The 23,775-nt window shown below is 68.3% G+C and carries 19 protein-coding genes and 1 pseudogene; 10 read left to right on the top strand and 10 right to left on the bottom strand.

Going from position 1 to position 23,775, the window contains the following annotated elements:
- Positions 1-148 precede the first annotated feature (148 nt).
- Entirely contained in the window at positions 149-574 is a 426-nt protein-coding gene (locus tag HRV97_RS00095; protein WP_174191682.1) for an organic hydroperoxide resistance protein, read from the bottom strand.
- A gap of 273 nt (positions 575-847) precedes the next feature.
- Here HRV97_RS00095 and HRV97_RS00090 point away from each other — a divergent pair, with 273 nt between their 5' ends.
- Positions 848-1,285 (top strand): MarR family winged helix-turn-helix transcriptional regulator, encoded by a 438-nt coding sequence (locus HRV97_RS00090; RefSeq protein ID WP_174191681.1) that lies wholly within the window; start codon positions 848-850, stop codon positions 1,283-1,285.
- A gap of 42 nt (positions 1,286-1,327) precedes the next feature.
- Here HRV97_RS00090 and HRV97_RS00085 read toward each other — a convergent pair whose 3' ends face one another.
- The 3 genes from HRV97_RS00085 to HRV97_RS00075 form a co-directional block, all read right to left on the bottom strand.
- The gene (locus HRV97_RS00085) at positions 1,328-1,702 is read right to left on the bottom strand and encodes a hypothetical protein (RefSeq protein WP_174191680.1); all 375 of its coding nucleotides are present in this window, start codon (positions 1,700-1,702) and stop codon (positions 1,328-1,330) included.
- Between the two features lie 186 nt (positions 1,703-1,888).
- Positions 1,889-3,484, bottom strand: a complete 1,596-nt coding sequence (locus HRV97_RS00080) for an isocitrate lyase (RefSeq protein WP_174191679.1) — start codon at positions 3,482-3,484, stop codon at positions 1,889-1,891.
- Positions 3,485-3,615: 131 nt separating this feature from the next.
- On the bottom strand, positions 3,616-3,771 hold the full coding sequence (locus HRV97_RS00075; protein WP_174191678.1) for a hypothetical protein: 156 nt from the start codon (positions 3,769-3,771) through the stop codon (positions 3,616-3,618).
- 168 nt (positions 3,772-3,939) lie between these two features.
- Here HRV97_RS00075 and HRV97_RS00070 point away from each other — a divergent pair.
- The 4 genes and pseudogenes from HRV97_RS00070 to HRV97_RS00055 all read left to right on the top strand — a co-directional run bounded on the left by HRV97_RS00070 (position 3,940) and on the right by HRV97_RS00055 (position 7,327).
- Positions 3,940-5,330, top strand: a pseudogene (locus tag HRV97_RS00070) (helix-turn-helix domain-containing protein).
- Positions 5,331-5,375: 45 nt separating this feature from the next.
- Positions 5,376-5,678, top strand: coding sequence for a hypothetical protein (locus tag HRV97_RS00065; protein WP_174191677.1), 303 nt, complete (start codon positions 5,376-5,378; stop codon positions 5,676-5,678).
- Between the two features lie 18 nt (positions 5,679-5,696).
- Positions 5,697-6,467, top strand: coding sequence for a histidine phosphatase family protein (locus HRV97_RS00060; protein ID WP_174191676.1), 771 nt, complete (start codon positions 5,697-5,699; stop codon positions 6,465-6,467).
- Positions 6,464-7,327, top strand: a complete 864-nt coding sequence (locus tag HRV97_RS00055; protein ID WP_174191675.1) for an NAD(P)H-hydrate dehydratase — start codon at positions 6,464-6,466, stop codon at positions 7,325-7,327. The genes HRV97_RS00060 and HRV97_RS00055 overlap by 4 nt, the downstream gene beginning before the upstream one ends.
- 198 nt (positions 7,328-7,525) lie before the next feature.
- Here HRV97_RS00055 and HRV97_RS00050 read toward each other — a convergent pair whose 3' ends face one another.
- Positions 7,526-9,259 carry a DEAD/DEAH box helicase gene (locus HRV97_RS00050; protein ID WP_246248466.1) on the bottom strand — a complete coding sequence of 578 codons (1,734 nt, stop codon included), beginning with the start codon at positions 9,257-9,259 and terminating at the stop codon, positions 7,526-7,528.
- A 130-nt stretch (positions 9,260-9,389) separates the two neighbouring features.
- On the opposite strand from HRV97_RS00050, the gene HRV97_RS00045 reads away from it, so the two are divergent.
- Positions 9,390-10,790, top strand: a complete 1,401-nt coding sequence (locus HRV97_RS00045) for a chymotrypsin family serine protease (RefSeq protein WP_343044398.1) — start codon at positions 9,390-9,392, stop codon at positions 10,788-10,790.
- 81 nt (positions 10,791-10,871) lie between these two features.
- Positions 10,872-11,054, top strand: a complete 183-nt coding sequence (locus HRV97_RS17840; protein ID WP_425505722.1) for a DUF5670 family protein — start codon at positions 10,872-10,874, stop codon at positions 11,052-11,054.
- 9 nt (positions 11,055-11,063) lie between these two features.
- Here HRV97_RS17840 and HRV97_RS00040 read toward each other — a convergent pair whose 3' ends face one another.
- The 4 genes from HRV97_RS00040 to HRV97_RS00025 form a co-directional block, all read right to left on the bottom strand.
- Positions 11,064-11,357: a YciI-like protein gene (locus HRV97_RS00040; protein ID WP_174191674.1), complete on the bottom strand. Its 294-nt coding sequence runs from the start codon at positions 11,355-11,357 to the stop codon at positions 11,064-11,066.
- Between the two features lie 11 nt (positions 11,358-11,368).
- Positions 11,369-12,739, bottom strand: coding sequence for a dihydrolipoamide acetyltransferase family protein (locus HRV97_RS00035; protein ID WP_174191673.1), 1,371 nt, complete (start codon positions 12,737-12,739; stop codon positions 11,369-11,371).
- A gap of 5 nt (positions 12,740-12,744) precedes the next feature.
- Positions 12,745-13,749, bottom strand: a complete 1,005-nt coding sequence (locus HRV97_RS00030; protein ID WP_174192543.1) for an alpha-ketoacid dehydrogenase subunit beta — start codon at positions 13,747-13,749, stop codon at positions 12,745-12,747.
- Between the two features lie 68 nt (positions 13,750-13,817).
- The gene (locus HRV97_RS00025; protein WP_174192542.1) at positions 13,818-15,116 is read right to left on the bottom strand and encodes a 3-methyl-2-oxobutanoate dehydrogenase (2-methylpropanoyl-transferring) subunit alpha; all 1,299 of its coding nucleotides are present in this window, start codon (positions 15,114-15,116) and stop codon (positions 13,818-13,820) included.
- Positions 15,117-15,544: 428 nt separating this feature from the next.
- On the opposite strand from HRV97_RS00025, the gene HRV97_RS00020 reads away from it, so the two are divergent.
- Both HRV97_RS00020 and HRV97_RS17305 read left to right on the top strand, forming a co-directional pair.
- Positions 15,545-16,294 (top strand): ImuA family protein, encoded by a 750-nt coding sequence (locus HRV97_RS00020; protein ID WP_174191672.1) that lies wholly within the window; start codon positions 15,545-15,547, stop codon positions 16,292-16,294.
- The gene (locus HRV97_RS17305) at positions 16,212-19,298 is read left to right on the top strand and encodes a Y-family DNA polymerase (protein ID WP_246248465.1); all 3,087 of its coding nucleotides are present in this window, start codon (positions 16,212-16,214) and stop codon (positions 19,296-19,298) included. The genes HRV97_RS00020 and HRV97_RS17305 overlap by 83 nt, the downstream gene beginning before the upstream one ends.
- Positions 19,299-19,621: 323 nt before the next feature.
- Here the strand turns inward: HRV97_RS17305 and HRV97_RS00010 are convergent, their stop codons facing one another.
- Positions 19,622-22,957: an error-prone DNA polymerase gene (locus tag HRV97_RS00010; RefSeq protein ID WP_174191671.1), complete on the bottom strand. Its 3,336-nt coding sequence runs from the start codon at positions 22,955-22,957 to the stop codon at positions 19,622-19,624.
- Positions 22,958-23,396: 439 nt separating this feature from the next.
- On the opposite strand from HRV97_RS00010, the gene HRV97_RS00005 reads away from it, so the two are divergent.
- The gene (locus tag HRV97_RS00005; RefSeq protein WP_174191670.1) at positions 23,397-23,738 is read left to right on the top strand and encodes a helix-turn-helix domain-containing protein; all 342 of its coding nucleotides are present in this window, start codon (positions 23,397-23,399) and stop codon (positions 23,736-23,738) included.
- Positions 23,739-23,775 lie beyond the last annotated feature (37 nt).

Below are 23,775 nucleotides of genomic sequence, written 5' to 3'. Positions count from 1 at the left end.
CAACGATGCGACCGTGGCGTGGGGGTGAGAAATGGACCCGGAAACGAGTTCAGGGTGACTGCTAGACCGGTACAAACGCAAACGCGCTCCTGCCGGGGGGCGGCAGGAGCGCGTCGCGTTCGGTCCGTTGCTGACGCGTAAGGGGGGCTCAGGCGAGCGTCAGACCGACATCCACATTGCCGCGGGTGGCATTCGAATAAGGGCAGATCTGATGCGCGGCGTCGACGAGCTTCTGCGCCTCGTCGCGATCAAGACCGGGCAGATCGACGACTAGGTCGGTGGTGATGCCGAAGCCGCCTTCCGAACGCGGGCCGATGCCGACGGTCGCCGTTACCTTCGTGTCGGCGGGCACCTTGACCTTCATTTGCGCACCGGCGGCCTTCAGCGCGCCGATGAAGCAGGCGGAATAGCCGGCCGCGAACAATTGCTCGGGGTTTCCACCCTCGCCGCCTGCGCCGCCCAACTCCTTCGGGGTCGACAGCTTGAGATCGACTGCGCCGTCTTCGCTGCGCGCGTGACCGTCGCGGCCGCCGGTGGCCGTCGCCTTGGTGGTGTATTTGACGTCCACTGCCATGTTCGTGCTCCGCTTTGATGTCTGCGATATTCCATATCGCGATAACTGCTAAATAGGTATGCGGCTCGGACTTGTCCAGCGGTTTAGTTATCACGATATCTATTCTGCGTGCCGACCGATTTGACGCGTATTCCTCGGTCACCCGGACTGGTCCGGGGTCCTGCCCTAGAAGAAGGCAGCGGGATCCCGGATCAAGTCCGGGATGACGGGCGTCAGGTTGGTTGTGCTTCTATCCAACAGGCCGGCGGAACCGTCGGCGCCGGAGTTTAGCCGATGTCTGCCCCCCTGCCGCTCGATCACCAGCTCTGCTTCTCGCTCTACGCAACGTCGATGGCGATCAATCGCGCGTACAAGCCGCAGCTCGACGCGCTGGGTATCACCTATCCGCAATATCTGGTGCTGCACGCATTGTGGGAGGAGGACGGGCGTACGATCGGTGCGATCGCCGAGCGCCTGGCGCTGGAATCGAGCACGGTGACGCCGCTGGTGAAGCGGATGGAGGCGGCGGGATTGATGACACGGACGCGCAACCCGGCGGACGAGCGGCAGGTGCAGGTGCGGCTGAGCGAGCGTGGGCGCGCGCTGCGCGAGGATTGCGGATGCCTCGGCGAGACGCTGGTGGCGCGGTCGGGCATGACGCTGGACCAGCTCGACGCGCTCAACCGGCAGGTGCAGGCGATGCGCGACGCGCTGGCCGCGGCGGCGAAATGATGGAGTGACGGGCGAGGTGTCCCCTCGCCCGCCGTCGTCAGCTCAGCGGCAGACGCGGACCTGGCGGTTGTAGCGCCACGTCACGTAGCAATTGCCGCGACCGTAGCGGTTTCCGTAGCCGTAACGGTTCCCGTAGCCATAGCCGTTGCCGTAACGATAAGCGTAGGCGCGGCGGTCGCGGCGATATTGGCGCAGGTTGCGGCGATAGGCGCGGCGATCCTGCCGATAAGCGCGGCGGTCGGCGCGGTAGCCGCGGCGGCCGTCGCGAAAGTCACGGCGATCACCGCGGAAGTCGCGGCCGTCGTCCCAGCGGCCGACGTGGCGGTCGTTCCAGCGCCCCTGCGCATCGGCGGTGGCGGACACGCCCAAGCTGGCGATCATCAGCCCGGCGGCGGCGAACATCTGTGCGATCTTCATGATAATGGTCCTCTCGCAGTGATCGATGACGCAACGTCTAGGCGCGGCGATCGGCATCCAAGCTGAACCGGATTGTAGTCTGGCGTACAGGTTTACGCGCGAACACCCGCGCCGGTTGCCCGACGCGGGTGAAGCGCTGCCTGTTGGAGTGGGGGTCAGGCGGCGAACTGGTTCCCCAAGCCGCGGTCAGGCGGCGAATTGATTCATCGTGTTGTGTGCGCCGCCGGCTTTCAGCGCGGCCTCGCCGGCGAAATATTCCTTGTGATCGTCGCCGATGTCGGAGCCCGACATGTTCTGATGCTTGACGCAGGCGATGCCCTCGCGGATCTCGCGGCGCTGCACGCCCTTGACGTAGCCGAGCATACCCGCCTCGCCGAAATATTCCTTCGCCAGATTGTCGGTCGACAGCGCCGCAGTGTGGTAAGTCGGCAGCGTGATCAGGTGGTGGAAGATGCCGGCACGCGCCGCCGCATCCTTCTGGAAGGTGCGGATGCGCTCGTCCGCCTGCGCGGCGAGTTCGGTGTCGTCATAATCGACGCTCATCAACCGCGCGCGGTCGTAGGCAGAGACGTCGCGGCCGGCATCGACCCAGGCGTCGAACACCTGCTGGCGGAAGTTGAGCGTCCAGTTGAAGCTGGGTGAATTGTTGTACACGAGCTTCGCGTTGGGAATCACTTCGCGGATGCGGTCGACCATCGAGGCGATCTGCTCGATGTGCGGCTTCTCCGTCTCGATCCAGAGCAGGTCGGCGCCGTGCTGGAGCGAGGTGATGCAGTCGAGCACGCAACGGTCGGCCCCCGTCCCCTCGCGGAACTGGAACAGGTTGGAGGGCAGCCGCTTCGGCCGCATCAGCTTGCCGTCACGGTTGATGATGACGTCGCCGTTGATCGTCGACAGGTCGGTGATCTCTTCCGCGTCGAGGAAGCTGTTATACTGGTCGCCGATGTCGCCCGGCTCCTTCGAGAAGGCGATCTGCTTGGTGAGACCGGCGCCGAGCGAGTCGGTGCGTGTGACGATGATCCCGTCCTCTACGCCCAGTTCGAGGAAGGCGTAGCGGCAGGCGCGGACCTTCGCCAGGAAGTCGTCGTGGGGCACGGTGACCTTGCCGTCCTGGTGGCCGCACTGCTTCTCGTCGCTGACCTGGTTCTCGATCTGGAGCGCGCAGGCGCCGGCCTCGATCATCTTCTTCGCGAGCAGGTAGGTCGCCTCGGCATTGCCGAACCCGGCGTCGATGTCGGCGATGATCGGCACGACATGCGTCTCGTAGTTGTCGATGGCGTGGATCAGGCGCTGTGCCTCGATCTCGTTGCCGCCCTCGCGCGCCTTGTCCAATTCGCGGAACATCATGCCCAGTTCACGCGCATCGGCCTGCTTGAGGAAGGTGTAGAGCTCCTCGATCAGCGCGGGCACGCTGGTCTTCTCGTGCATCGACTGGTCGGGCAGCGGTCCGAAATCGGAGCGGAGCGCGGCGACCATCCAGCCGGAGAGATAGAGGTAGCGGCCCTTGGTGGAGCCGAAATGCTTTTTGATGCTGATGAGCTTCTGCTGCCCGATGAAGCCGTGCCAGCACCCCAACGACTGGGTGTAGTTCGCCGGATCGGCGTCATAGGCGGCCATGTCGCGGCGCATGATGCCGGCAGTGTATTTCGCGATGTCGAGTCCGGTGTTGAAGCGGTTCTGGAGCCGCATCCGCGCGACAGCCTCGGCGTCGATGCCATCCCAAGTGCCGTTCTGGCGGCCGATCAGCTGGGTGATCTGATTGGTGTGATCCTGGTAGGTCATGGTGGTCCCCTCGAATGCGTGTGTGAAACGGGGCGCGTGAAAATGGTCGCCGACGCGGGAGCCCCGCGCCGGCGAACCACCTTTCCTCCCCAGGAACTTGGTGCTGCCCGCGTGCGCGCGGGCGGGTCGCGTCAGCCGAGCCGGCCGAGGCGGTGGTAGAGGTTCGAGAATTTGGCCGAGCGGGGGTCGTCCGCGATCTGGCGGACGTAATTTGCGACGGCTTCCTTCATCAGTCCGAAGTCTTCGGTCGAGAAGACGGCACGGCTGCGCTGCGGTTCGTTCGGCATGGACGTTCTCCTCTGGTGTTGATCTGCCCGGCTGGTTGGTTGCCGTTGAGAAGGTAATAAGCTCTCGACTCGGTGCGCGTGAACAAGGATTGACAGAGTTTCGTGTCGCGCGGTGCGTGAAAGCCGCGTAGAAGCTGTCGTGTTGTAAATCCGTTTACAGGTTGGACGATGGCGCGCGAAAAGGTGATGGGGGGCCACGCGGTCAGGCGGCTGCGGCGGCGCACTGGCCTGACGCAGGCGGCGATGGCGGAGATGCTGGGCGTGTCGCCGAGCTATCTCAATCTTATCGAGCGCAACCAGCGCGCGCTGCCGACCGGGCTGTTGGTCAAGATGGCGGAGGTGTTCGACTTCGATCCGCGCGCGCTGGTGGCGGGCGAACCCGGCGGTGGCGCGGAGGCGATCCGGCGGCGGCTGGCCGATCCGCTGTTCGCCGATTTGGAGATTGACCGCAGCGAGGTGGAGGAGTGGCTCGCTGCTGCGCCTGGCGGGGCGGAGGCGTTCGCGCGCGCGTTCGACCGCGGCGGCGTGGCGAGTGCCGTGACGGCGAGCGACGGCGACGATCCGACGATCGCGGTCAGGCGCGAGATCGACCGCTGGCGCAACCACTTTCCCGATCTCGATGCGCTGGCGGAAGGGGTCGCCGATGAGCTGAGGCTGGCGGGCGCGGACCTGTACGGCGCGCTGACCGAGCGGTTGCGGGTGCGCCACGGCCTCGCGATCCGCATCCTGCCCGCCGAGGTGATGCCCGACCATTTGCGCCGGCTCGACCTGCACGCGCGGCAGTTGCAGCTGGGCGAGATGCTGTCGCCCGCCAGTCGGACCTTCGCGCTGGCGTTTCAGTTGGCGCAGTTAGAGGCGCGGACCGAGATCGATGCCTTGGCACGCGGGGCGGCGTTCGCTAGCCGGGTTGCGGAGCGATTGTTTCGGCGGCACCTCGCCGGGTATTTCGCCGCGGCGGTGATGATGCCGTATGCGCGGTTCGTGCGCGCGTGTGAGGGGAGCGGGTATGATCTCGCCACCTTGCAGCATCGCTTCGGCGCGAGTGTCGAGCAGGTTGTGCACCGGCTGACCACCCTCTCCCGCGTCGGTGCGCGCGGGTTGCCGTTCTTCCTGCTGCGGATCGATCGCGCGGGTCAGGTGTCAAAACGCTACACCGGGGCGAGCGGCGCGGCGCTGGTCGCGGCCGACGCGCGCTGTCCGCTGTGGCGGGTGCATCACGTGTTCGACCGGCCGGGGACGTGGCAGGCGCAACTGGTCGAGTTGGAGGACCATGCGCGCTGGTTCACGCTGCAGGTAGCGGTGCCGGGGACGCGCTCGGTCGGGGTCGGCACGGGTGCGGTCGCGGCGGAGTTCGCGCTGTCGATCGGTGTGCCGGCCGAGCAGGCGGCGGCGCTGGCGGCGGCGCGCGGGCTCGACATGGGCGGCGCGGCGACGCCGATCGGACTCGGGTGCCGCGCGTGCTTGCGTGAGGCATGTCCGCAGCGTTCGCTACCGCGCGGGCGCTGGTGGTGAACGAGCGCGAGCGGCGGGTCTCGGCGCTGAGCTTCGCCGGCGATTAAGTGGGGTGATTGAGTGGGTGAGCGCACGCGGGTAACGTATCGTCAATGGCAGCGCTCGATTACTTCACCGGAGCCGCGCGCGGGTGGCGTGACAAAGCGGGCGAGCGGCTCGACGTGCTGATCGCACGGCGCGGGATGGGCGCGGAGCGCTACATCGCCAAGCGGCTGGAGCGCACCACCTGGGGCTCCTTCGAGCGGCGGCGCTGGACCTACATCGCGGCATTGCTCAGCAAGCGCGAGCGCAGCGTCGAGGCACCGCGGCTGGGGCGCAGCTTCATCGATCTGGGGTTGGCGGGAACCGCGGGTGACGATCCCCGTTCCGAAAGCGATGGCAAGACAGACACCTAGCTTGGGCGTACGCGCCTGATGTCGGCGGACCGCTGGCCCGCGCGATTGTGGATCGTGCGCCATGGCGAAAGCGCGGGCAATGTTGCGCGCGACGCGGCGATGGCAGCGGGCGCGGACCGGATCACGCTGAACGTCCGCGACGTCGACGTGGCGCTGTCGGAGCGCGGGCGCGAGCAGGCGCGTGGCCTGGGGCGCTGGTTCGCCGCTGGTGAGGCGGACGGGCGGCCGGATGTGCTGCTCGCCTCGCCCTATCTGCGCGCGCTGGAGACGGCACGGCTGTTCCGCGAGCATGGCGGGTGCGACGCGGACGAGCCGATCTGCCTCGACGAGCGGCTGCGCGAGAAGGAGTTCGGGGTGCTCGACGGGCTCACCACCGACGGGGTGATGATCCACGAGCCGCAGCAGGCCGAGTTCCGGCGATTGCTCGGCAAATTCTACCATCGCCCGCCCGGCGGTGAGAGCTGGTGCGACGTGATCTTCCGGTTGCGCTCGCTGCTCGACACGGTGGCGCTGCATTACGCGGGGAAGCGCGTGATGATCGTCGCGCATCAGGTGGTGGTGCTGTGCCTGCGCTACGTAATCGAGAACATGGACGAGGCGCAGATTCTGGCGATCGACCGGGCGGGCGACGTCGCGAACTGCTCCGTGACCGAATATGCGTTCGATCCCGAGGCGGGGAAGAGCGGCGCGCTGTCGCTGGTGCGCTACAACGAGACCGCGCCGGTCAGCGAGCGCAGCGACGCCGCGGTGACCGCCGCGCCCGACGCGATGGTGGGTGCGCGCGGATGACGCCGATCGACGCCGCGTGGCGCGCCACCCATCCGCTGCCGACGCTGACCGGCGAGGTGACCAAGGACAGTCGCGGCACCGTGCTGGTAGTCGGCGGCAGTCGGTCGGTGCCGGGCGCGGTGCTGCTGACCGGCGAAGCGGCGTTGCGCAGCGGTGCGGGCAAGGTGCGGATCGCGACCGCGCGGTCGGTGGCGGCGATGATCGGCGTCGCCTTTCCCGAGGCGGGCAGCGTGCCGCTCGACGAGGATGACGATGGCGAGGTGATCGTGGGCGCGGCGCTGGAAGAGTCGGTCGGGCGCGCACACGCGATCGCGCTTGGCCCTGGCATCAGCGACAAGGGTGCTGCGGTGGCGGCGCTGGAGTGGATCGCGCCGCGGATTGATGAAGGCGCGCTGGTGCTCGACGCGGTCGGAGTCGCGTGCGCGGGCAAGCATGCCGATCTGTTGTGCGGGCTGAACGGGCGACTGGTGCTGACGCCGCACCACGGTGAGATGGCGAGCCTGCTCGACTGCGACGTGGATGCGGTGGGTGTCGACCCGCGCGAGAAGGCGGTCGTGGCGGCTAAGCGGTTCAATGCGGTGGTGGTGCTGAAGGGCGTGGCGACGTTTGTCGCGACGCCGGTGGGTGCGCTGCTCCACTATGAAGGTGGCGGGCCGGGGCTGGCGACGGGCGGGTCGGGTGACGTGCTGGCGGGCGTGATCGCGGGATTGCTGTCACGCGGCGCCGCCCCGGAGATTGCGGCGGGTTGGGCGGTTTGGCTGCACGGCGAGGCGGGCGCGACGCTGGCGCGGACGGTCGGACCGATCGGGTTTTTGGGGCGCGAGTTGTTGCCGGTGCTGCCGGGGTTGTTGCCTCGGTAGGGGCGGCGCGGTCTCGCCCGCTCCTTAAAGGTAGAAAGCCAGGTCACTCGCGGACGTATCTTGCGCAACCGACCCACCCCCGACCCCTCCCTTTCAGGGAGGGGGAGTTCGGTTGCGGGTTGGTTGAGCGTCTCGGGCGATCTTGCCGTTGCGTGAAGAAGCGGGACCCCGGATCACCTCCGGGGTGACGAGGTGGCGTTAGGGGCGGCGGCCCTGCGGTTTGCGGGGGTTGGTCGGGCGAACACGGTGCATCGGCGCGCCGCGTGATGCGCCGCCGGTGCGTGGTGCGCCGCCACTGCGCGGGGCACCATTGCCGCCGGGTGCGGGGCCATTACCCGGCACGATGCGGATGCCGCTCTCATCCTCGCCGTCCTCGCTGGCGGTGCGCTGAACCGCGGCGTTGAACTTCGCCGCGATCGCGCTCGGCACCTGGAACCACGTCTCGTTCGGACCGATGCGGATCGCGCCGATCTCGTTGCGGGTGATGTGGCCGCGGCGGCAGAGCAAAGGCAGGATCCAGCGCGGATCGGCATTCTGGCGGCGGCCGATATCCATCGCGAACCATTGCGTGTCGTCGAAGCCGGGGCGGTGGCGGTCGGCCTGCGCGGCGCGCTGCGCCTCGGGCGTGGCGGCGACCAGCTCCTCGGGCTCGGGCAGGCGCGCGCGGTGCGCCTGGACCAGCATCGCGGCAATGTCCTCGGGCGACTTTTCGGCGATCAGGCGCTGTGCGAGGACGCGATCCTCCTCATCGATCTCGACCGGCTCAAGCAGCGTTGTGACCAGCCGCTCGCGGTCGCTGGCGCGGATGTCGTCGGCAGTCGGCGGATTGGTCCACTCGACGTTGATCTTGGCACCGCGCAACATCATCTCGACGCGGCGACGACGCGGATAGGGCACGAGCAGGACGGCGGTGCCCTTCTTGCCCGCGCGGCCGGTCCGGCCCGAACGGTGCTGGAGTGTCTCAGCGTCGCGGGGCAGCTCGACGTGGATCACGAGGCTCAAGCTCGGCAGGTCGATGCCGCGCGCGGCGACGTCGGTCGCGACGCAGACGCGTGCGCGCTTGTCGCGCAGCGCCTGGAGCGCGGCGTTGCGCTCGTTCTGGCTGTGCTCGCCCGACAAGGCGACCGCGGCGAACCCGCGTTCCTGCAAGCTGGCGTGCAGGCGGCGGACGTTGTCTCGCGTGGCGCAGAACAGCATCGCGGTTTCCGCCTCGTGCAGGCGCAGCAGGTTGATCGCGGCGTGTTCGATGTCGGCGGGCGATACGGTCACCGCGACGTAGGAGATGTCGCCGTGGCCGCGATCCTCGCCCTTGGTCTCGATGCGCAGCGCGTCCTTCTGGTAGCGCTTGGCGAGCGCGACGATCGGTCGCGGCATCGTTGCGGAGAACAGCAGGGTGCGACGCTCGTCGGGGGTCGCATCGAGGATCTCCTCCAGATCCTCGCGGAAGCCCATGTCGAGCATCTCGTCCGCTTCGTCGAGCACGACCGCGCGCATCGCCGACAGGTCGAGTGCGCCGCGCTCAAGGTGATCGCGGAGACGTCCGGGCGTGCCGACGACGATGTGCGCACCGCCGTTCAGCGCGCGCCGCTCACGCGAGGCGTCCATGCCGCCGACGCAGGTGGCGATGCGCGCGTGCGCGGGAGCGTAGAGCCATTGCAGCTCGCGGCTGACCTGCAGCGCGAGTTCGCGCGTCGGCGCAATGATGAGCGCGAGCGGGGCGGCGGCGGGGGGCAGATTACCCTCCGGCATCAGTTCGCCCGACATGGCGAGGCCGAAGGCAACGGTCTTGCCCGAGCCGGTCTGCGCCGAGACGATCAGGTCGCGGCCGAGCGCGTCGGGCTCGATCACCGCCGCCTGGACCGGGGTGGGAGCGGCGTAACCGCGCGCGGACAACGCCTCGGCGAGAGGCTGGGGAAGGTTCGGGAAGGTCATGAGGCTTTCAAAATTGGGTCGGTGCGCGTTGGCTGCAAGGGCAGCACGCCTGTTCGGCGCTCGCGCATCTTCGTTCAGGACAAGTTCGGGCTGGTAGCGGTAAGAGACCGCGGTGTCGAGCAGGAACCCAGTGTCTAGCAGCCGAGTGTGGCGCAGGAACGGTCGCGAGCGGCGGATGGATGCAATGGTGGTGGCGCTGTGGACGGCGGCAGCGCCGATCGCGAGCGCGGCGCAGGTCGCGGGCGCGCCGCCGGCGAGCGCGGTTGCGCCATCGCCCACGGCCAGCCCTACATCGCCACCCTCCCCGTCCGCGATCCTCTCGCCAGCGCGGCAGAGCGCATCGGACGCGATCGCGCAGGATGCGGGCGAATATGCGCGGGCCTACGACGTGACGCTCGCTGAGGCGCGCGCGCGCTTGCTGGCGCAGGAGGAAACGGTGGCGGTCACCGACGCCATCGCGATCGAACTGGCCGACCGGCTGGCGGGGATCGCGATCGAGCACCGCCCGGCTTATCGCATCGTCGTGCTGCTGACCGGCGACGCGCCGGTGCCGGCCCGCGTGGTGATGGCGGGCGGGATGACGGTACCGATCGTGTTCCGCACCGGCGCGGCGGCGACACGCGGGGCATTGGAGCTCGCGCTCGCCTCGCACCAGGCCAAACTTGCCGCGGCGGTGGCGCATCCGCCCGGGATGGGGATCGACCTGTCGAGCGGCGAGCTGGTGGTGATCGTCAATCCGAGCGATGCCGACCGCGAAGGCGTGGGGGCGTTGACCAGTCGCCTGTCGGGAATAGCGGGCGTGCCGGTCCGCGTGCGGATTGATCGCGTGGTGGCGAGCGCGAACATGGCGGCAGAGGGCGGCGCGCGCGTCGTCGGCGTCAATCCCGGGGACGGACGCCGCTACGCCTGCACCACCGGCTTCGTCGTGACCGACGGCGCGCGGACCGGCATCGCGACCGCGGCGCACTGCCCCGACGAGCTGAGCTATGTCGGGCCGAACGGCGAGCGGCAGGCGCTGCCATTCGTCGGGCAATGGGGTTGGGGCTATCAGGACGTGCAGGTCAATGCGAGCGACGTGGCGCTGTCGCCCAGCTTCTTCGCCGACACTGCCAAGACGGTGTCGCGCGGGGTCGCGGGGCGGCGTGCGCTGCCGAGCACGCGGGCGGGTGACGTGGTGTGCCACCGCGGCGAGCGGACCGGCTATAGCTGCGCGCCCGTCGAGTTGGTGTCGTTCGCGCCGGCGGGGCAACTCTGCGGCGGCGCGTGCCTGCCGACCTGGGTGACGGTCGCGGGGCCGAAATGCCAAAGCGGCGACAGCGGCGCGCCGGTGTTCCTGGGCAACCGCGCGTTCGGGCTGGTCAAGGGCGGCAGCTACCGCAGCGATCGTCGCTGTGCGTTCTATTTCTACATGTCGACCGATTATCTGCCGGTCGGGTGGCGGTTGCTGGAGGATGCGTCCGCCGCGCCGATCACGCCGGCACCGCCGCCCGCCCCTGCCCCGTCGCCTTATTACCCGTCGGTACGGCCGTAGGTGCGATGCGCCGATACTGATTTTTTCAGCTGGCAGGAAGTGACCATCGCCTCGGCCTCGCTGTCAGGAACGTAGCCAAGGATTGTTTCGACGTCGTGGACGATCGCTGTCGTCCTGCTGGTTTCGTGGCTGCTCGGCTTCACGTCACGAGTGGGATCCACATCCTGCTGGTTACCGCGATCATCGTCGTGCTGGCGCAATCGTTCAGCGGGCAGAGGTTGCAGCGTGCCTCGGTCGATTGTCGGGGTGACTGCCGACGATTGACATGCCCCGTTAGCGGATCGGGGTAGCAGCCTCGGGACCGACGACGGTCTTCCATTCGATGACGTGCCAGCCGGTGACCAGCCCTTGGGTAACGTACGGATCGCGGACGGCGAATGCTTCGGCTGCTGCGGCGGAGGTGAACAACAGCATGGCGTGGGTCGGTGCATCGCCGACCGCGCCGCCGAGCAACAGGTCACCCGCGTCGCTCGCCGCCCAGGCGAGTGCCAGATGAGCGGCGCGAAGACCCGCGCGCCGATCGAGGTAATCGGGCGCGAGTTGGTAGCGGAGCAGCCAGTGGCTCACCTCGCCGACGCTCAATCGGCGAACAGCAGGACCGGGGTTTCGAGCAGCTTCTTGAGCGCCTGAACGTAGCTCGCCGCGTCCCAGCCATCGACGACGCGGTGGTCGCAGCTGATCGACAGGTTCATCAGCTTGGCGCGGATCACCTCGTCGCTACCGGTGCGGAAGACGGGGCGCTCGACGATCTTGTTCGGGCCGATGATCGCCACTTCGGGACGGTTGATGACCGGCGTCGTCGCGATGCCGCCGAGCGGCCCCAGCGAAGTGACGGTGATCGTGCCGTTGCCGAGTTCGTCAGGCTTGAGCTTGTTCGCGCGCGCCGCCTCGGCCAGCCGCGTGATCTCGGCGGCGAGTTGCCAGACGTTCTTGTCCTGCGCGTCGCGGATGACGGGCACGGTCAGCCCCGCATCGGTCTGCGCCGCCATGCCGAGATGGACGCGGCCCGAACGCGTCACGACGCCCGCCTCGTCGTCGTAGCGCGCGTTGAGCATCGGGAAGTCGGGCAAGGTGCGACAGATCGCAACGATCATCAGCGGCAGCATGGTCAGCTTGGACCGGCTGCCGCGGTTGGCGTTCAGGTCGGCGCGAACCCGCTCCAGCTCGGTCACGTCGATCTCGTCGACGTAGGTGAAGTGCGGGATGTGACGCTTCGACGCGGCCATGTTCTCGGCGATACGGCGGCGCATGCCGATGACGCGGATCTGTTCGTCCTCGCGCGCGCGGCTGGTGTGCGGGGCATGGTAGCCTTGGCCCGCGCCGTAGCGGAGATAGGCATCGAGGTCCGAGTGGCGCAGGCGGTCGCCCTCAGCCTTCACCTCGGCGAGGTCGATGCCGAGGTCGCGCGCGCGGGCGCGGACCGCGGGGGATGCGAGGACGGCGCGCGCCTGCTCCTTCTCCCCTGCGGGGCGAGGGGCTGAGCTGGACGTAGTGCTTCCGGGCTGCCCCTCACCCAAACCCTCTCCCCGGAGGGGAGAGGGCTTTTGCGCCGCCGCTTCCTCGACGCCGGGGTTTTCGGCTTCCAGCGTGGCTTCGTCGGTCGCGGGAGACGCGGGTTCGACGTCAGGCTGCGCCTTGGCGGGCGACAGGTCGCTACCCGTCTCGTCGGTCGGCTGCGCGACCGCTTCGGTCTCTCCGCTCTCGGCTGCGTCGGTCTCGATCACCACCAGCGCGGCACCGATCGACACCTGGTCGCCGACCTCGCCCGCGAGTTCGACGACAATGCCCGACACCGGCGATTCCATCTCAACGGTCGCCTTGTCGGTCATCATGTCGGCGAGCTGCTGATCCTCCTCGACGCGGTCGCCGACGGCGACGTGCCACGCGACGATCTCGGCCTCGGAGATGCCTTCGCCGATGTCCGGCAGCTTGAAGGTGAAACGCGCCATCGCCCTTAGTCCTTCAGAATCTTCTTGAGTGCCTGGCCGATGCGGACCGGCCCCGGGAAATATGCCCATTCGAGGCTGTGGGGGTACGGCGTGTCGAACCCGGTCACGCGCTCCACCGGCGCTTCGAGGTGATAGAAACACCGCTCCTGCACCAGCGCCGACAGTTCCGCGCCGAACCCGCCGGTGCGCGTCGCCTCGTGGACGATCAGGCAGCGGCCGGTCTTCTTCACCGACGCCTCGATCGTCTCGATGTCGAGCGGGACGAGCGTGCGCAGGTCGATGATCTCCGCGTCCACACCGGTGTCGGCGACGACCTGCGCGCAGACGTGGACCATCGTGCCGTAAGCGAGCATTGTCACCGCCTCGCCCTCGCGCACGACGTTCGCCTTGCCGAGCGGGATTTTATAGTAACCCTCAGGCACCGCGCCCGCCGGATGTTTCGACCAGTTTTCTGCCGGGCGATCCCAATGACCGTTGAAGGGTCCGTTGTAGATGCGCTTGGGCTCGAAGAAGATCGTCGGATCATTGTCCTCGATCGCGGCGATCAGCAGACCCTTGGCGTCATAGGGCGTCGATGGGATCACCGTCTTGATCCCCGACATGTGGGTGAACAGCCCTTCGGGCGATTGCGAGTGCGTCTGCCCACCAAAGATGCCGCCGCCGAACGGCGAGCGCACCGTGATCGGCGCGGTGAACTCGCCGCCCGAGCGGTAGCGCAGCCGTGCCGCCTCGCTGACCAGCTGGTCGAGTGCCGGGTAGATGTAATCGGCGAACTGGATTTCGGGCACCGGGCGCAGGCCGTAGGCGCCCATGCCGATCGACACGCCGATGATCCCGATCTCGGTGATCGGCGTATCGAAGACGCGCGTCTTGCCGAACTTCTTCTGCAAGCCGGCGGTGGCGCGAAACACGCCGCCGAAATAACCGACGTCCTCGCCCATGACGACGATCGAGGAATCGCGCTCCATCATCACGTCCATCGCGGAGTTGATCGCCTGGATCATGTTCATGCGGACGGTGTCGCCCGACGTGTCCGCTCCGGCGTCGGTCGACGCGTCACTTGCTCGCGTGTCAGTCATTACTTGCGATCCCACGGCCGGCCACTGGCAGTTTCCTCGTCGATCATCTGCTGGCGCTGTTCCTGGAGGTGCCAGGGCATCTCCTCGAACACGCCGTCGAACAGCGTGTCGAGCGGCTGGTGCAGGCCGTGACCAAGGATGCCGTTCTTCTCGGCCTCCTTCTGCGCCGCCTTCACCTGTTCGGCCACCTCGCGGTCCATCGCCGCCTGCTGCTCGTCGTCCCACTCGCCGATGGCGATCAGATGGTCCTTCAACCGCGTGATCGGATCGCCGAGCGGCCAGGCGGTCGGCTCGCCGGCCGAGCGGTATTGCGTGGGGTCGTCGGAGGTCGAGTGCCCCTCGGTACGATAGGTGAAATGCTCGATCAGCGTCGGGCCGGCATTGGTGCGCGCGCGCTCCGCCGCCCAGGCGGTCGCGGCATAGACCGCGAGCGCGTCGTTGCCGTCGACGCGAAGCCCGGCGATCCCGTAGCCGACCGCGCGCGCCGCGAACGTCGTCGCCTCCGCACCCGCGAAGCCGGAGAAGCTGGAAATCGCCCATTGGTTGTTGACGACGTTGAAGATGACGGGCGCGCGGTAGACGGTCGCGAAGGTCAGCGCGGAGTGGAAATCGCCCTCCGCGGTGCTCCCCTCGCCGCACCAGGTCGCCGCGATCTTGGTATCGCCCTTCGATGCCGAGGCCATCGCCCAGCCGACCGCCTGCGGATATTGCGTCGTCAGATTGCCCGAGATCGAGAAGAAGCCGAAGCGCTTCTCCGAATACATGATCGGCAGCTGCTTGCCTTGCAGCTTGTCGCCCTTGTTCGAGTAGATCTGGTTCATCATGTCGACCATCGGGCAGCCGCGCGCGATGAGCAGTCCCTGCTGGCGATATGACGGGAAGCACATGTCCTCGGCGTCGAGCGCGTGCGCGGCGGACACCGCCACCGCCTCCTCGCCGAGCGACTTCATGTAGAAGCTGGTTTTGCCCTGCCGCTGCGCGCGAAACATGCGTTCGTCGAACGCGCGCACGGTCGCCATGTGGCGCAGCATCCGCCGCATCTTGTCGGGCGAGAGTTGCGGGTTCCACGGGCCTACTGCTTGGTTGTCCTCATCGAGAACGCGCACCAGCGTGTAGGCGAGATCGGTGAACTGGCTCGCGGCCTCCGCCGTATCGGGGCGGCGCGCCGAGCCAGCGGGGGGCACGTCGACGTCGGCGAAATCGACCGCGTCGCCGGGGCGGAACTTCGGCTCCGGCACGTGGAGCGAGAGGCGGGGCATGTTCTGGCCCGACACCGCGGTCGCGTCTGGGGCCGGCATATCGGTGCGCGCGTCGCTCGCCACGTAACTCTCCATCATGCATCCGCCATCGTGCATCGACGGCTGAACGCTCGAGATCGTCTTAATCGCATTTGTAATTATGTTTCAAGGGCGGCGCATGCCTGTCGGGGGGCGGCACAGCGGCGCTGCGGCGTGGCACAATCGTGAAACATCGTGGCGAGCGCAAACGCGTGCGCAATGGCGCGCACCAGTCGCGAGCATGTCGGCGGCAACAAAGCTGCGATCGACAGCCTGCCGTGTCGCAGCGCAGTCGTCACGTGCCCGAAAAATTATCCACAGCCAATGTTCGCGTCAGGACGGCCGCACCGTCGACGGTGGATTGACAGGGTCAGGCTGAAAAGAACAAAATAGGAACAACTAACGCAGCGAGTCGTATCACCACCGTGTCCCCATCGGTCGAACCACAGTTGGATACGCAATCGGGCGTGCTCGCGCAGTTACGCGAAACGCTGCGCGCGATCGAGGGCGACGGGCATCGCCGGCGCGAGACATTGCCGTTCGGCATCGGCGGTGTGGACTCGAAACTGGCCGACAGCGGGCTCCGGCTCGACGCGCTGCACGAGGTGACGGCGGCGACGCCGTCGATGGGCGACGACGCCAGCGCTACCTTGTTCATGGCCGGCATCGCCGCGCGCGCCTGGGGGCCGGTGCTGTGGGTGGTCAGGCGCCGCGACCTGTTCGCGCCCGCACTCTACCAAGTGGGCCTGGCGCCCGAGCGCGTGCTCTACGCCGAGGCGGTCGACGATGCCGAGGTGCTGGCGTTGATGGAGGAAGGCTTGCGCCACCGTGCGCTCGGCGCAGTGATCGGCGAAGCGCGCCGCGTCGGCATGCCCGCGACGCGCCGATTGCAGCTCGCCGCCGAGGGCGGGCGCACGATCGCGCTGCTGATGAAGCGACACGCGCGCGAGGGCGCGGACCCGCTCGGCGCGCCGTCCGCCGCGGTGACGCGCTGGCGCATCGGCTCCGCGCCCAGCACCCCGCTCCCCACCCCCGGCATCGGGCGCGCGCGCTGGCACCTGTCACTCGTGCGCCAGCGCGGCGGCGAACCTTTTCAACTCACAGTGGAGGCCAGCGATGAAACGGGTCGCATCGCTCTACCTGCCAAATTGGTCCATCGACCGCGTGCGGCGGGCGGAACGGCAGCACACGCCGCCTGAGCGGGCGCCCGGCGGTGGCCTGGACGCGCGCATCGACGAGGAACTCGCTGCGCTGAAACGCGCCGGTGCCGCCGAACAGGGCGGAACGCAATGCGACGCGCCGCGCAACAGCGGCTGGCGCCCCGGTGCGCGCTGGGCACGCAGCGAGGTGGCGGCGAGCCAGAGCAAACAGGGCGTCGAACGTGGGGGCAAGCATCACGCGCACGATGCCCGCGCCGACGTCGAGCAGCGCATCGCGCAGATGAACGCGCACCAACGACCGCCGATGCGCGAGATGGGACGCCGCAGCGAGGCGGCGGACCACGCCTTCAAGCGATTACCGGCCGACGATGGCGGCACGGCGTCGCGCGGGCCGGGGTCGCATGGGCTGAGGTCGCGCGGGTTGCGCAGTGACCCAGCGCCGATGAGTGCGCCGGGAACGGCCGCGGGCATGGTCGCGGTGCGCTTCGGTGGCGAGGGCGTGCGCCCGACCTCGGGACAGCGGCGATGCGGCGGAAGCGGGGCGGAGCAAGCGCAGACTCGCTATTCGCACGACCGGCCGCGTGACGTCCGCGCACCTTCGCCGACGGCGGTCGTAGCGGGGACGGTCGATCGCGCCATCGCGGCGGCGACGCTCGCACCGCCGGGGACAGACGTGCCCGCAGCGGAGCGGCGTTCGAGTAATACGAACCGTCCCGATCCGACATCCCACCTCGCTGTTCCGCACGAAGCGAGTGGAACCCCGCACCAAGCGCGGGGTGGTGGATCGAGCGGGTCGAGCCGGTCGAACACGCACCCGGCAACGCCGGCTCGCGATTGCCCGCCGCTGGTGATCCTCGCCACGCACGATCATGCCACCGCGCCCGTATGCGACCACCGATCGGGTGTCCTCACGCGCTCGGAAGACAGGCCGGCGGCGGCGCTGAGCCTGACGCCGCAACTCGGCGATCGCGCGCGTGCAACCAGCACCGCGATGCGTGACGCCACCGCATCGCCATCGGCGCACGATCATGCGTCCTGCGTTACAACCCTCGACTTGGGTACGCCGCTTCTCGCATCCGCGGTGGGCGAAGCACCGTTGCTGGTCGCGTCGCAGGTCGAGCGCGCCGATCCGCGAGTTGGCCTGTCACCGGCAGGTGACGGGGCCGCCGATCACGCGGCAGCGAGTATGACCATGGCAGCGTACCGATCTGCGTCGCCGGCCTTGCGCCTCGTAGCGGAACCGGTGGTGCTGGTCAGCAATGTGACCGATCGATCGTCGAGCGCGACCCAGGCCGCAAGCGTGACGGAGACGCGACACCAGGACCAGTTCGCGAGCGGCAAGAGCATGAGCGGCCCGGACAGCGTCAGGCGACATGCCGGTGGGCGGGTCGGCTCCAACGATGCGGGCGCGCGCGTGCGGCCGGTTGAGCCGTTCTTCGACACCGGGCGCAGCACCGCGGGCACGGTGGCGCGCGTCTGCCCGGCGGAGACCGCGCGCCCTGCCCGCGCATTGCCGGTTAGCGCCGCGGCGCACGCGCCGCTCGTCACCGTTCACAAGATCGGCAGCCGCGTCGAAGTCGCCGCTGCCTGCCCGGCGGCACGCGCGTGCGGGATAGAACCGGGCATGGCGCTGACGCAGGTGCGCGCCGCCAGCCCCGGCATCGCGGTGCGCGACGCCGATCCGGTGGGCGACCGCGCCGCGCTCGACCGGCTGGCGACGACGCTGGCGCGACGCTGGTCACCGTGCGTCGCGATCTCGGACGCCGACGGGTTGTTCATCGACCTGACCGGCGTGGCGCATCTGCACGGCGGCGAGGCGCGCATGGCGCGGCGGATCGTGCGGCTGTTGGCAAGGCTGGGGTTCGCCGCGCGCGTCGGGGTGGCCGACACGCCCGCGGCGGCCTGGGCGCTCGCGCGGTACGGCGAAACCGGCACGCCAGAGGCAGCGATCGCACTGCTGCCGCCCGGCCACGGTTTGGCGCCGTTCGCCGATCATCCGGTCGCAGCGCTGCGGCTGGAGGCACCCGCGATCGAGCTGATGCGGCGGCTGGGCATCGACCGCGTCGCGCAGCTCGCCGCGCTGCCGCGCGCGCCGATGACGCGGCGGTTCGGGCGCGCGGTGGCGGCGCGGCTCGACCAGGTGACCGGCGCGGTCGCCGAACCGCTCGACCCGGTGATCCCCGAAGAACCGGTAATGGTCGAGCAGCGCTTCGCCGAGCCGATCATGACCGCCGAGCCGATCGCGCATTGGATGGCGCACCTGACCGCGGGGCTGGCGCAGGCATTGCGAGCGCAGGGGCGCGGCGCGCGCATGCTGGCGCTGGCGCTGACGCGCGTCGACGGCGAGGTGCAGGTGGTGCGCGTCGGCTTCGCGCGCGCGACGCGCGATCCGGCGCACGTGCTGCGGCTGCTCGCCCGGCGGATCGAGTTGATCGACCCCGGCTTCGGGATCGAGATCATGGCGCTCCACGTCACCCGCGGCGAGCCGCTCGGGCCGGAAGCGCTGGCGGGCGACCTGGAGCGGGCGGTGCCCGATCTGGCGGCGCTGGTCGATGCGATCGTCAATCGCATTGGGGCCGAAAAGCTGTGGCGCGCGCGCGTGGTCGAGAGCGACGTGCCCGAACGCTCGGTCGCGTCGACCGCGCCGCTCGACCAGACGTCAGGTGCGGGGGCGCGGTTGACCGATAACGACGTGCGGCACCTCGACACGCGCGAGGTCGCGCATCCGTGGCACCCGCGCTGGCCGCGCCCGGCGCGGCTGCTGCGCCGGCCCGAGCCAATCGACCATGTGATGGCGGAACTGCCCGATTCCTATCCACGCCGGTTCCGCTGGCGCGGGCAGATGCACCAGGTGGTGTGCGGCGACGGGCCGGAGCGGATCACCGGCGAATGGTGGCGCCGCGTCGCCGAGCGCCAGGCGGTGCGCGATTATTTCCAGGTCGAGGATGAGGCGGGCCAGCGTTTCTGGCTGTTCCGCCGCGGCGACGGCCAGCGCGTCGAGACGGGCGACATGACGTGGTTCATCCACGGCACGTTCGCGTGAGTGGTCGGGGTGGGAACTACTTCTGCGTGCCCGCCCTGATCGCGTATGGGTGAAGAAGAGAAGCGGGATCCCGGATCAAGTCCGGGATGACGAGATGGACCACGGGCGAGCGTTGATCCGGGTTCAGTGCTGTTCGATCGTTGCCGCGCCGTCATCCAGGTCTTTGTACTCCACGAACGGTTTCCGACCGACTTGATCCACCGTCATTCCGGACTTGATCCGGGATCCCGCTGCCTTCTCCTGCCCTGTTCCGGAAGCGAACTTCCGAATCACATCCGGGGAGCTGGTCGGAAACCGCACCAGTACGGCAGAACTCACCCGCGTCAGTGGAAGTCGTGGCTGCGGATCGGGATCACGTCCTCGGGGTCGCAGCCGTTGCGGAATGGGGGGTGGTAGTCGCTGCGCACGCGTGCCTTCCAGCCGGCGTCGCCGCGGTCGGGGGAGCCGGGGTGGGTCGCACCATCGCTGGGGCTGGTCAGCCGCGGCATGTCGATGTCGCCGACCTGGCGCAGCATCGCGGTGCGATCATGGATGCGGTCGGCGATGACGTGGATCACCGCATTCTCCCCCATGCCGTCGCGCTGCACCACGCCGGTGACGCCGATCATCGCCGACGACATCACGACGGTGCGCTGCGCCTCAAACCGGTCGGGCCACAGGATGATGTTGGCGACCCCGGTTTCGTCCTCGATCGTGATGAACAGCACGCCCTTGGCCGAGCCGGGTTTCTGCCGCACCAGGATGATGCCCGCGATCTCGACGCGGCGGCCGTCGCGAACGTCGCGCAGGCCCGCGCACGGGATCACGCGCTGCCGCGCCAGGTCCGAGCGCAGGAAGAACAGCGGATGCTGGCGTAGCGTCAGCTGCGTCGCGCGGTAATCCTCCACCACCTCGCGCCCGGCGGTGAGCGGCACGAGGCTGACCGGCGGCTCGTGCCGCTCGGCCGCTTCCAACAGCGGCAGCGGCTTCTCGCCCAGGCCGCGGATTGCCCAGAGCGCCTGTCGCCGGTCGAGCCCGAGCGCGTGAAAGGCGTCGGCCTTGGCCAGTTTCTCCAGCGTGGCGAGCGGCACGCCCGAGCGGCGCCACAGATCCTCGACCGAGCGGAACGGCTTCTCCGCGCGCGCGGCGATGATGCGCGCCGCGTCGAGCACCGCGACGCCGTGGACGATCCGCATGCCGAGCCTGAGCGGCAACCGCGTGTGCGCCGCCTCACCCGTCTCCTCACCCTGGCCGACCAGCCGGGTGTCCCACTGGCTGTCGATGACGCACACCGGCCTGATCTCGACCGCATGGTCGCGCGCGTCGCGCACGATCTGCGCGGGCGCGTAGAAGCCCATCGGCTGCGCGTTGAGCAGCGCGGCACAGAAGACGTCGGGGTGGTGGCATTTCATCCAGCTCGAGGCGTAGGCGATCTTGGCGAAGGAGGCGGCGTGGCTCTCGGGAAAGCCGTAGGAGCCGAAGCCCTCGATCTGCTTGACCAGCCGTTCGGCGAACTCGGGGCCGATTCCGCGCGCGGCCATGCCCTCGATCAGTTCGGTTTTGAACTGGCCGACGCCCTGCGTGTACTTGAACGTCGCCATTGCCTTGCGCAGCTCGTCGGCGCGCGCGGGCGTGAAGCCTGCGCCCTCGATCGCGACCTTCATTGCCTGTTCCTGGAACAACGGCACGCCCAGCGTCTTGCCCAGCACTGCTTTCAGCGCCGGGCTGGGATAATCGAATTCGATATCGGGATTGCGCCGACGCTGCTCGCGGCGTTTCAGATATGGGTGGACCATGTCGCCCTGGATCGGCCCCGGCCGCACGATCGCGACCTGAATCGCGATGTCGTAGAAGTTGGTAGGCAGCATGCGCGGCAGCATCGCCATCTGCGCGCGGCTCTCGATCTGGAACACGCCCAATGTGTCGGCGCGCTGGATCATGTTGAACGTGGCCGGGTCGTTGGTCTGCAACGCGGGATGATGGAGCGTGAGGTCGACCTGCTTGTGCTCGGCCAGCAGGTCGAACGCGCGGCGCATGCAGCCGAGCATGCCGAGGCCGAGGATGTCGACCTTCATCATGCCGACTTCCTCGACGTCCTCCTTCTCCCACTCGATGACGTAGCGGTTGGCCATCGCGGCGGGCTCGATCGGTACCAGTCGGTCGAGCCGGTCGCGGGTGAGGACGAACCCACCGGGATGTTGCGACAGGTGACGCGGCGTGCCGATCAGCTCGCGCGCGAGCTCCAGCGTGAGCGCGAGCCGCAGGTCGCCGCGATCGAGGTTGAGCGCGTCGACGTGGCGGTCGGCGACGCCTTCCTCCGACCAGCCCCACACCTGTCCGGCGAGCGCAGCGGTCATGTCCTCCGACAATCCCAGCGCCTTGCCGACCTCGCGCACCGCGCCGCGCGCACGGAAACGACTAACAACTGCGGTCAGCGCGGCATGGTCGTGGCCGTAGGTTTCGTAGATCCACTGGATCACTTCCTCGCGGCGCTCGTGCTCGAAGTCGATGTCGATGTCGGGCGGCTCGGCGCGGTTCTCCGACAGGAAACGCTCGAACAGCAATTGGTGAACGACGGGATCGATCGAGGTGATGCCCAGCACGAAGCAGATCACCGAATTGGCCGCAGATCCACGCCCCTGGCACAAGATGTCCTGGCTGCGCGCGAACTCGACGATCGAGTGGACGGTCAGGAAATAAGCGGCGTAGTTGAGTTTCGCGACCAGCCCCAGTTCCTTGGCCAGCAGGTCGCGATAGGCGCGCGGCGGATGGCCGTCGAAGCGCAGGTCGAGCGCGCGGGTGCTGAGCTTCTCCAGCGCTTGCTGCGGCGTGTGCCCCGCCATTACGGCTTCTTCGGGATAGAGATACTGGTCGCGCAGGTCGCGCGGTGAGAAGGTGCAGCGCTCCGCCACCGCGAGCGTCGCGGCGAGCGCATCGGGGAAGCGTGCGAAGCGGCGCGCCATCTCGTGCGGCGGGTGGAGGCAACGGTCGGCCGACCGCTCACGACGCTGGCCGAGGTCGTCGATCGTGCGTTTCTCGCGGATCGCGGTGACGACGTCCTGCAACAAACGCCGGTCGGGGTGGTGGTAAAGCACGTCACCGGTCACCAGCGGCGTCAATCCGTAGCGCCGTGACACCTCGGCGATATGATGAAGCCGATAGCCGTCGTCGGGCCGGCGCTGCTGTGTCAGGCAGACGTGACCGCGCGGATCGCCTGAGCCGGAACCGAACAGGTCGGCCATCCAGCGCACCTCGCCCTCCGCCAACCCGGCGATTGGGGGGACGAGCGCGGCGACCAGACCGGCGGCATGGTCGGCCACGTCCTCCCAATGGAGAAAGCACTGCCCCTTCTCGCCGTGCTGCGGGCGGGCGCGCGCCTTGCCGATCGTCAGCAGGCGGGTCAGCCGGCTCCACGCGGCGAGATCTTCGGGCCAGACGAGCAAGGACGCGCCAGTGACGAGGTCGAGCCGACAGCCGGCGACGAGGCGGACGGCATTGCCCTGCCGTGATACCTTCTCCGCCGCCACCATCGCACGGACGACGCCCGCGACCGAGTTGCGGTCGGTGACGCCCAGCGCTGGCATCTCCATCTCGGAGGCGGTGGCGAACAATTGCTCGCACGACGACACGCCGCGAAGAAAGCAGAAGTGGGTGGATACCTGGAGCTCGGCGTAGCTCACGTCAGGCCCGCCGTGGTGAATGGCGTTAGATCGAGGGGGTACGATGTCGTACGCCGGACGCTCTGACCTATAACCGGATCATGGAGCGAGCCCGTGTTCGACACGGATTGAGCACCTCGCCGATGTGCGTCGAACGGACGAGGCGACGTGTATGGCAGGCCAATGCGTGCCGCGCGATCCGGCGTATCGGCACGAAATAGGCTAGCGCTCATCATATGTTCGTGTTTTGTTCTCACAGGAAGCGCGCGTCAAGAACGTTGTCGAGGCGATGTCGAACTGATTATGGCTGAGCTCGATCTTGCTGTCATCGACGCGACGTAAGTGGACGCGCCAGCGCAAATATTCGTTCAGATGGGCGGCAAAGCGCATTGTAGGGTGATTATGCGGTAAATAGAAGTCGTTGGTTTGGGCCTAATAACGCAGCCGCGAAGGAACCCAGTTGCGCAAAGACGCGAAGCTCCGCCGCGAGGCACTGATCGCCGCTGCGGCTGAACTCTTCCTGGAACGTGGCTTTACCGTTGCGCTCGAGGAGATCGCCGCGCGTGCCGGTGTGGGACGCGGCACGCTGTATCGCAATTTCGCGGATCGGGAGACGCTCGCCATCGCCGTATTCGAGCAGAGTCTCGCCTCGATTGAGGAGATCGTCGCACGTGAGCGGATCGGCTTGCGCGAAGCAATGTCGGCGCTGGTGCATACCGGAGCGACGTCGCGCGCCGTCTATGCTCGCATCGCCGAGGAACTTGTGGATCGGCGTGGAAAAAGGACCCCGGTAGCGGGGTGATCGGCGTCGAAAAGGGACCCCTCATCCCGGTGGTCTA

This window comes from Sphingomonas hominis, from assembly GCF_013328205.1.
GTDB classification, from domain to species: Bacteria; Pseudomonadota; Alphaproteobacteria; order Sphingomonadales; family Sphingomonadaceae; genus Sphingomonas; species Sphingomonas hominis.
This window is presented reverse-complemented; position numbering and strand designations above follow the sequence as displayed.

Coding starts and splice junctions, on each gene's coding strand:
- HRV97_RS00085 (WP_174191680.1), bottom strand. CDS start 1,702: ATGAAGATCGCACAGATGTTCGCCGCCGCCGGGCTGATGATCGCCAGC.
- HRV97_RS00065 (WP_174191677.1), top strand. CDS start 5,376: ATGGCAGCGCTCGATTACTTCACCGGAGCCGCGCGCGGGTGGCGTGAC.
- HRV97_RS00055 (WP_174191675.1), top strand. CDS start 6,464: ATGACGCCGATCGACGCCGCGTGGCGCGCCACCCATCCGCTGCCGACG.
- HRV97_RS00030 (WP_174192543.1), bottom strand. CDS start 13,749: ATGAACATGATCCAGGCGATCAACTCCGCGATGGACGTGATGATGGAG.
- HRV97_RS00075 (WP_174191678.1), bottom strand. CDS start 3,771: ATGCCGAACGAACCGCAGCGCAGCCGTGCCGTCTTCTCGACCGAAGAC.
- HRV97_RS17305 (WP_246248465.1), top strand. CDS start 16,212: ATGAAACGGGTCGCATCGCTCTACCTGCCAAATTGGTCCATCGACCGC.
- HRV97_RS00025 (WP_174192542.1), bottom strand. CDS start 15,116: ATGCCGGCCCCAGACGCGACCGCGGTGTCGGGCCAGAACATGCCCCGC.
- HRV97_RS00090 (WP_174191681.1), top strand. CDS start 848: ATGTCTGCCCCCCTGCCGCTCGATCACCAGCTCTGCTTCTCGCTCTAC.
- HRV97_RS00050 (WP_246248466.1), bottom strand. CDS start 9,259: ATGACCTTCCCGAACCTTCCCCAGCCTCTCGCCGAGGCGTTGTCCGCG.
- HRV97_RS00080 (WP_174191679.1), bottom strand. CDS start 3,484: ATGACCTACCAGGATCACACCAATCAGATCACCCAGCTGATCGGCCGC.
- HRV97_RS00035 (WP_174191673.1), bottom strand. CDS start 12,739: ATGGCGCGTTTCACCTTCAAGCTGCCGGACATCGGCGAAGGCATCTCC.
- HRV97_RS00060 (WP_174191676.1), top strand. CDS start 5,697: ATGTCGGCGGACCGCTGGCCCGCGCGATTGTGGATCGTGCGCCATGGC.
- HRV97_RS00095 (WP_174191682.1), bottom strand. CDS start 574: ATGGCAGTGGACGTCAAATACACCACCAAGGCGACGGCCACCGGCGGC.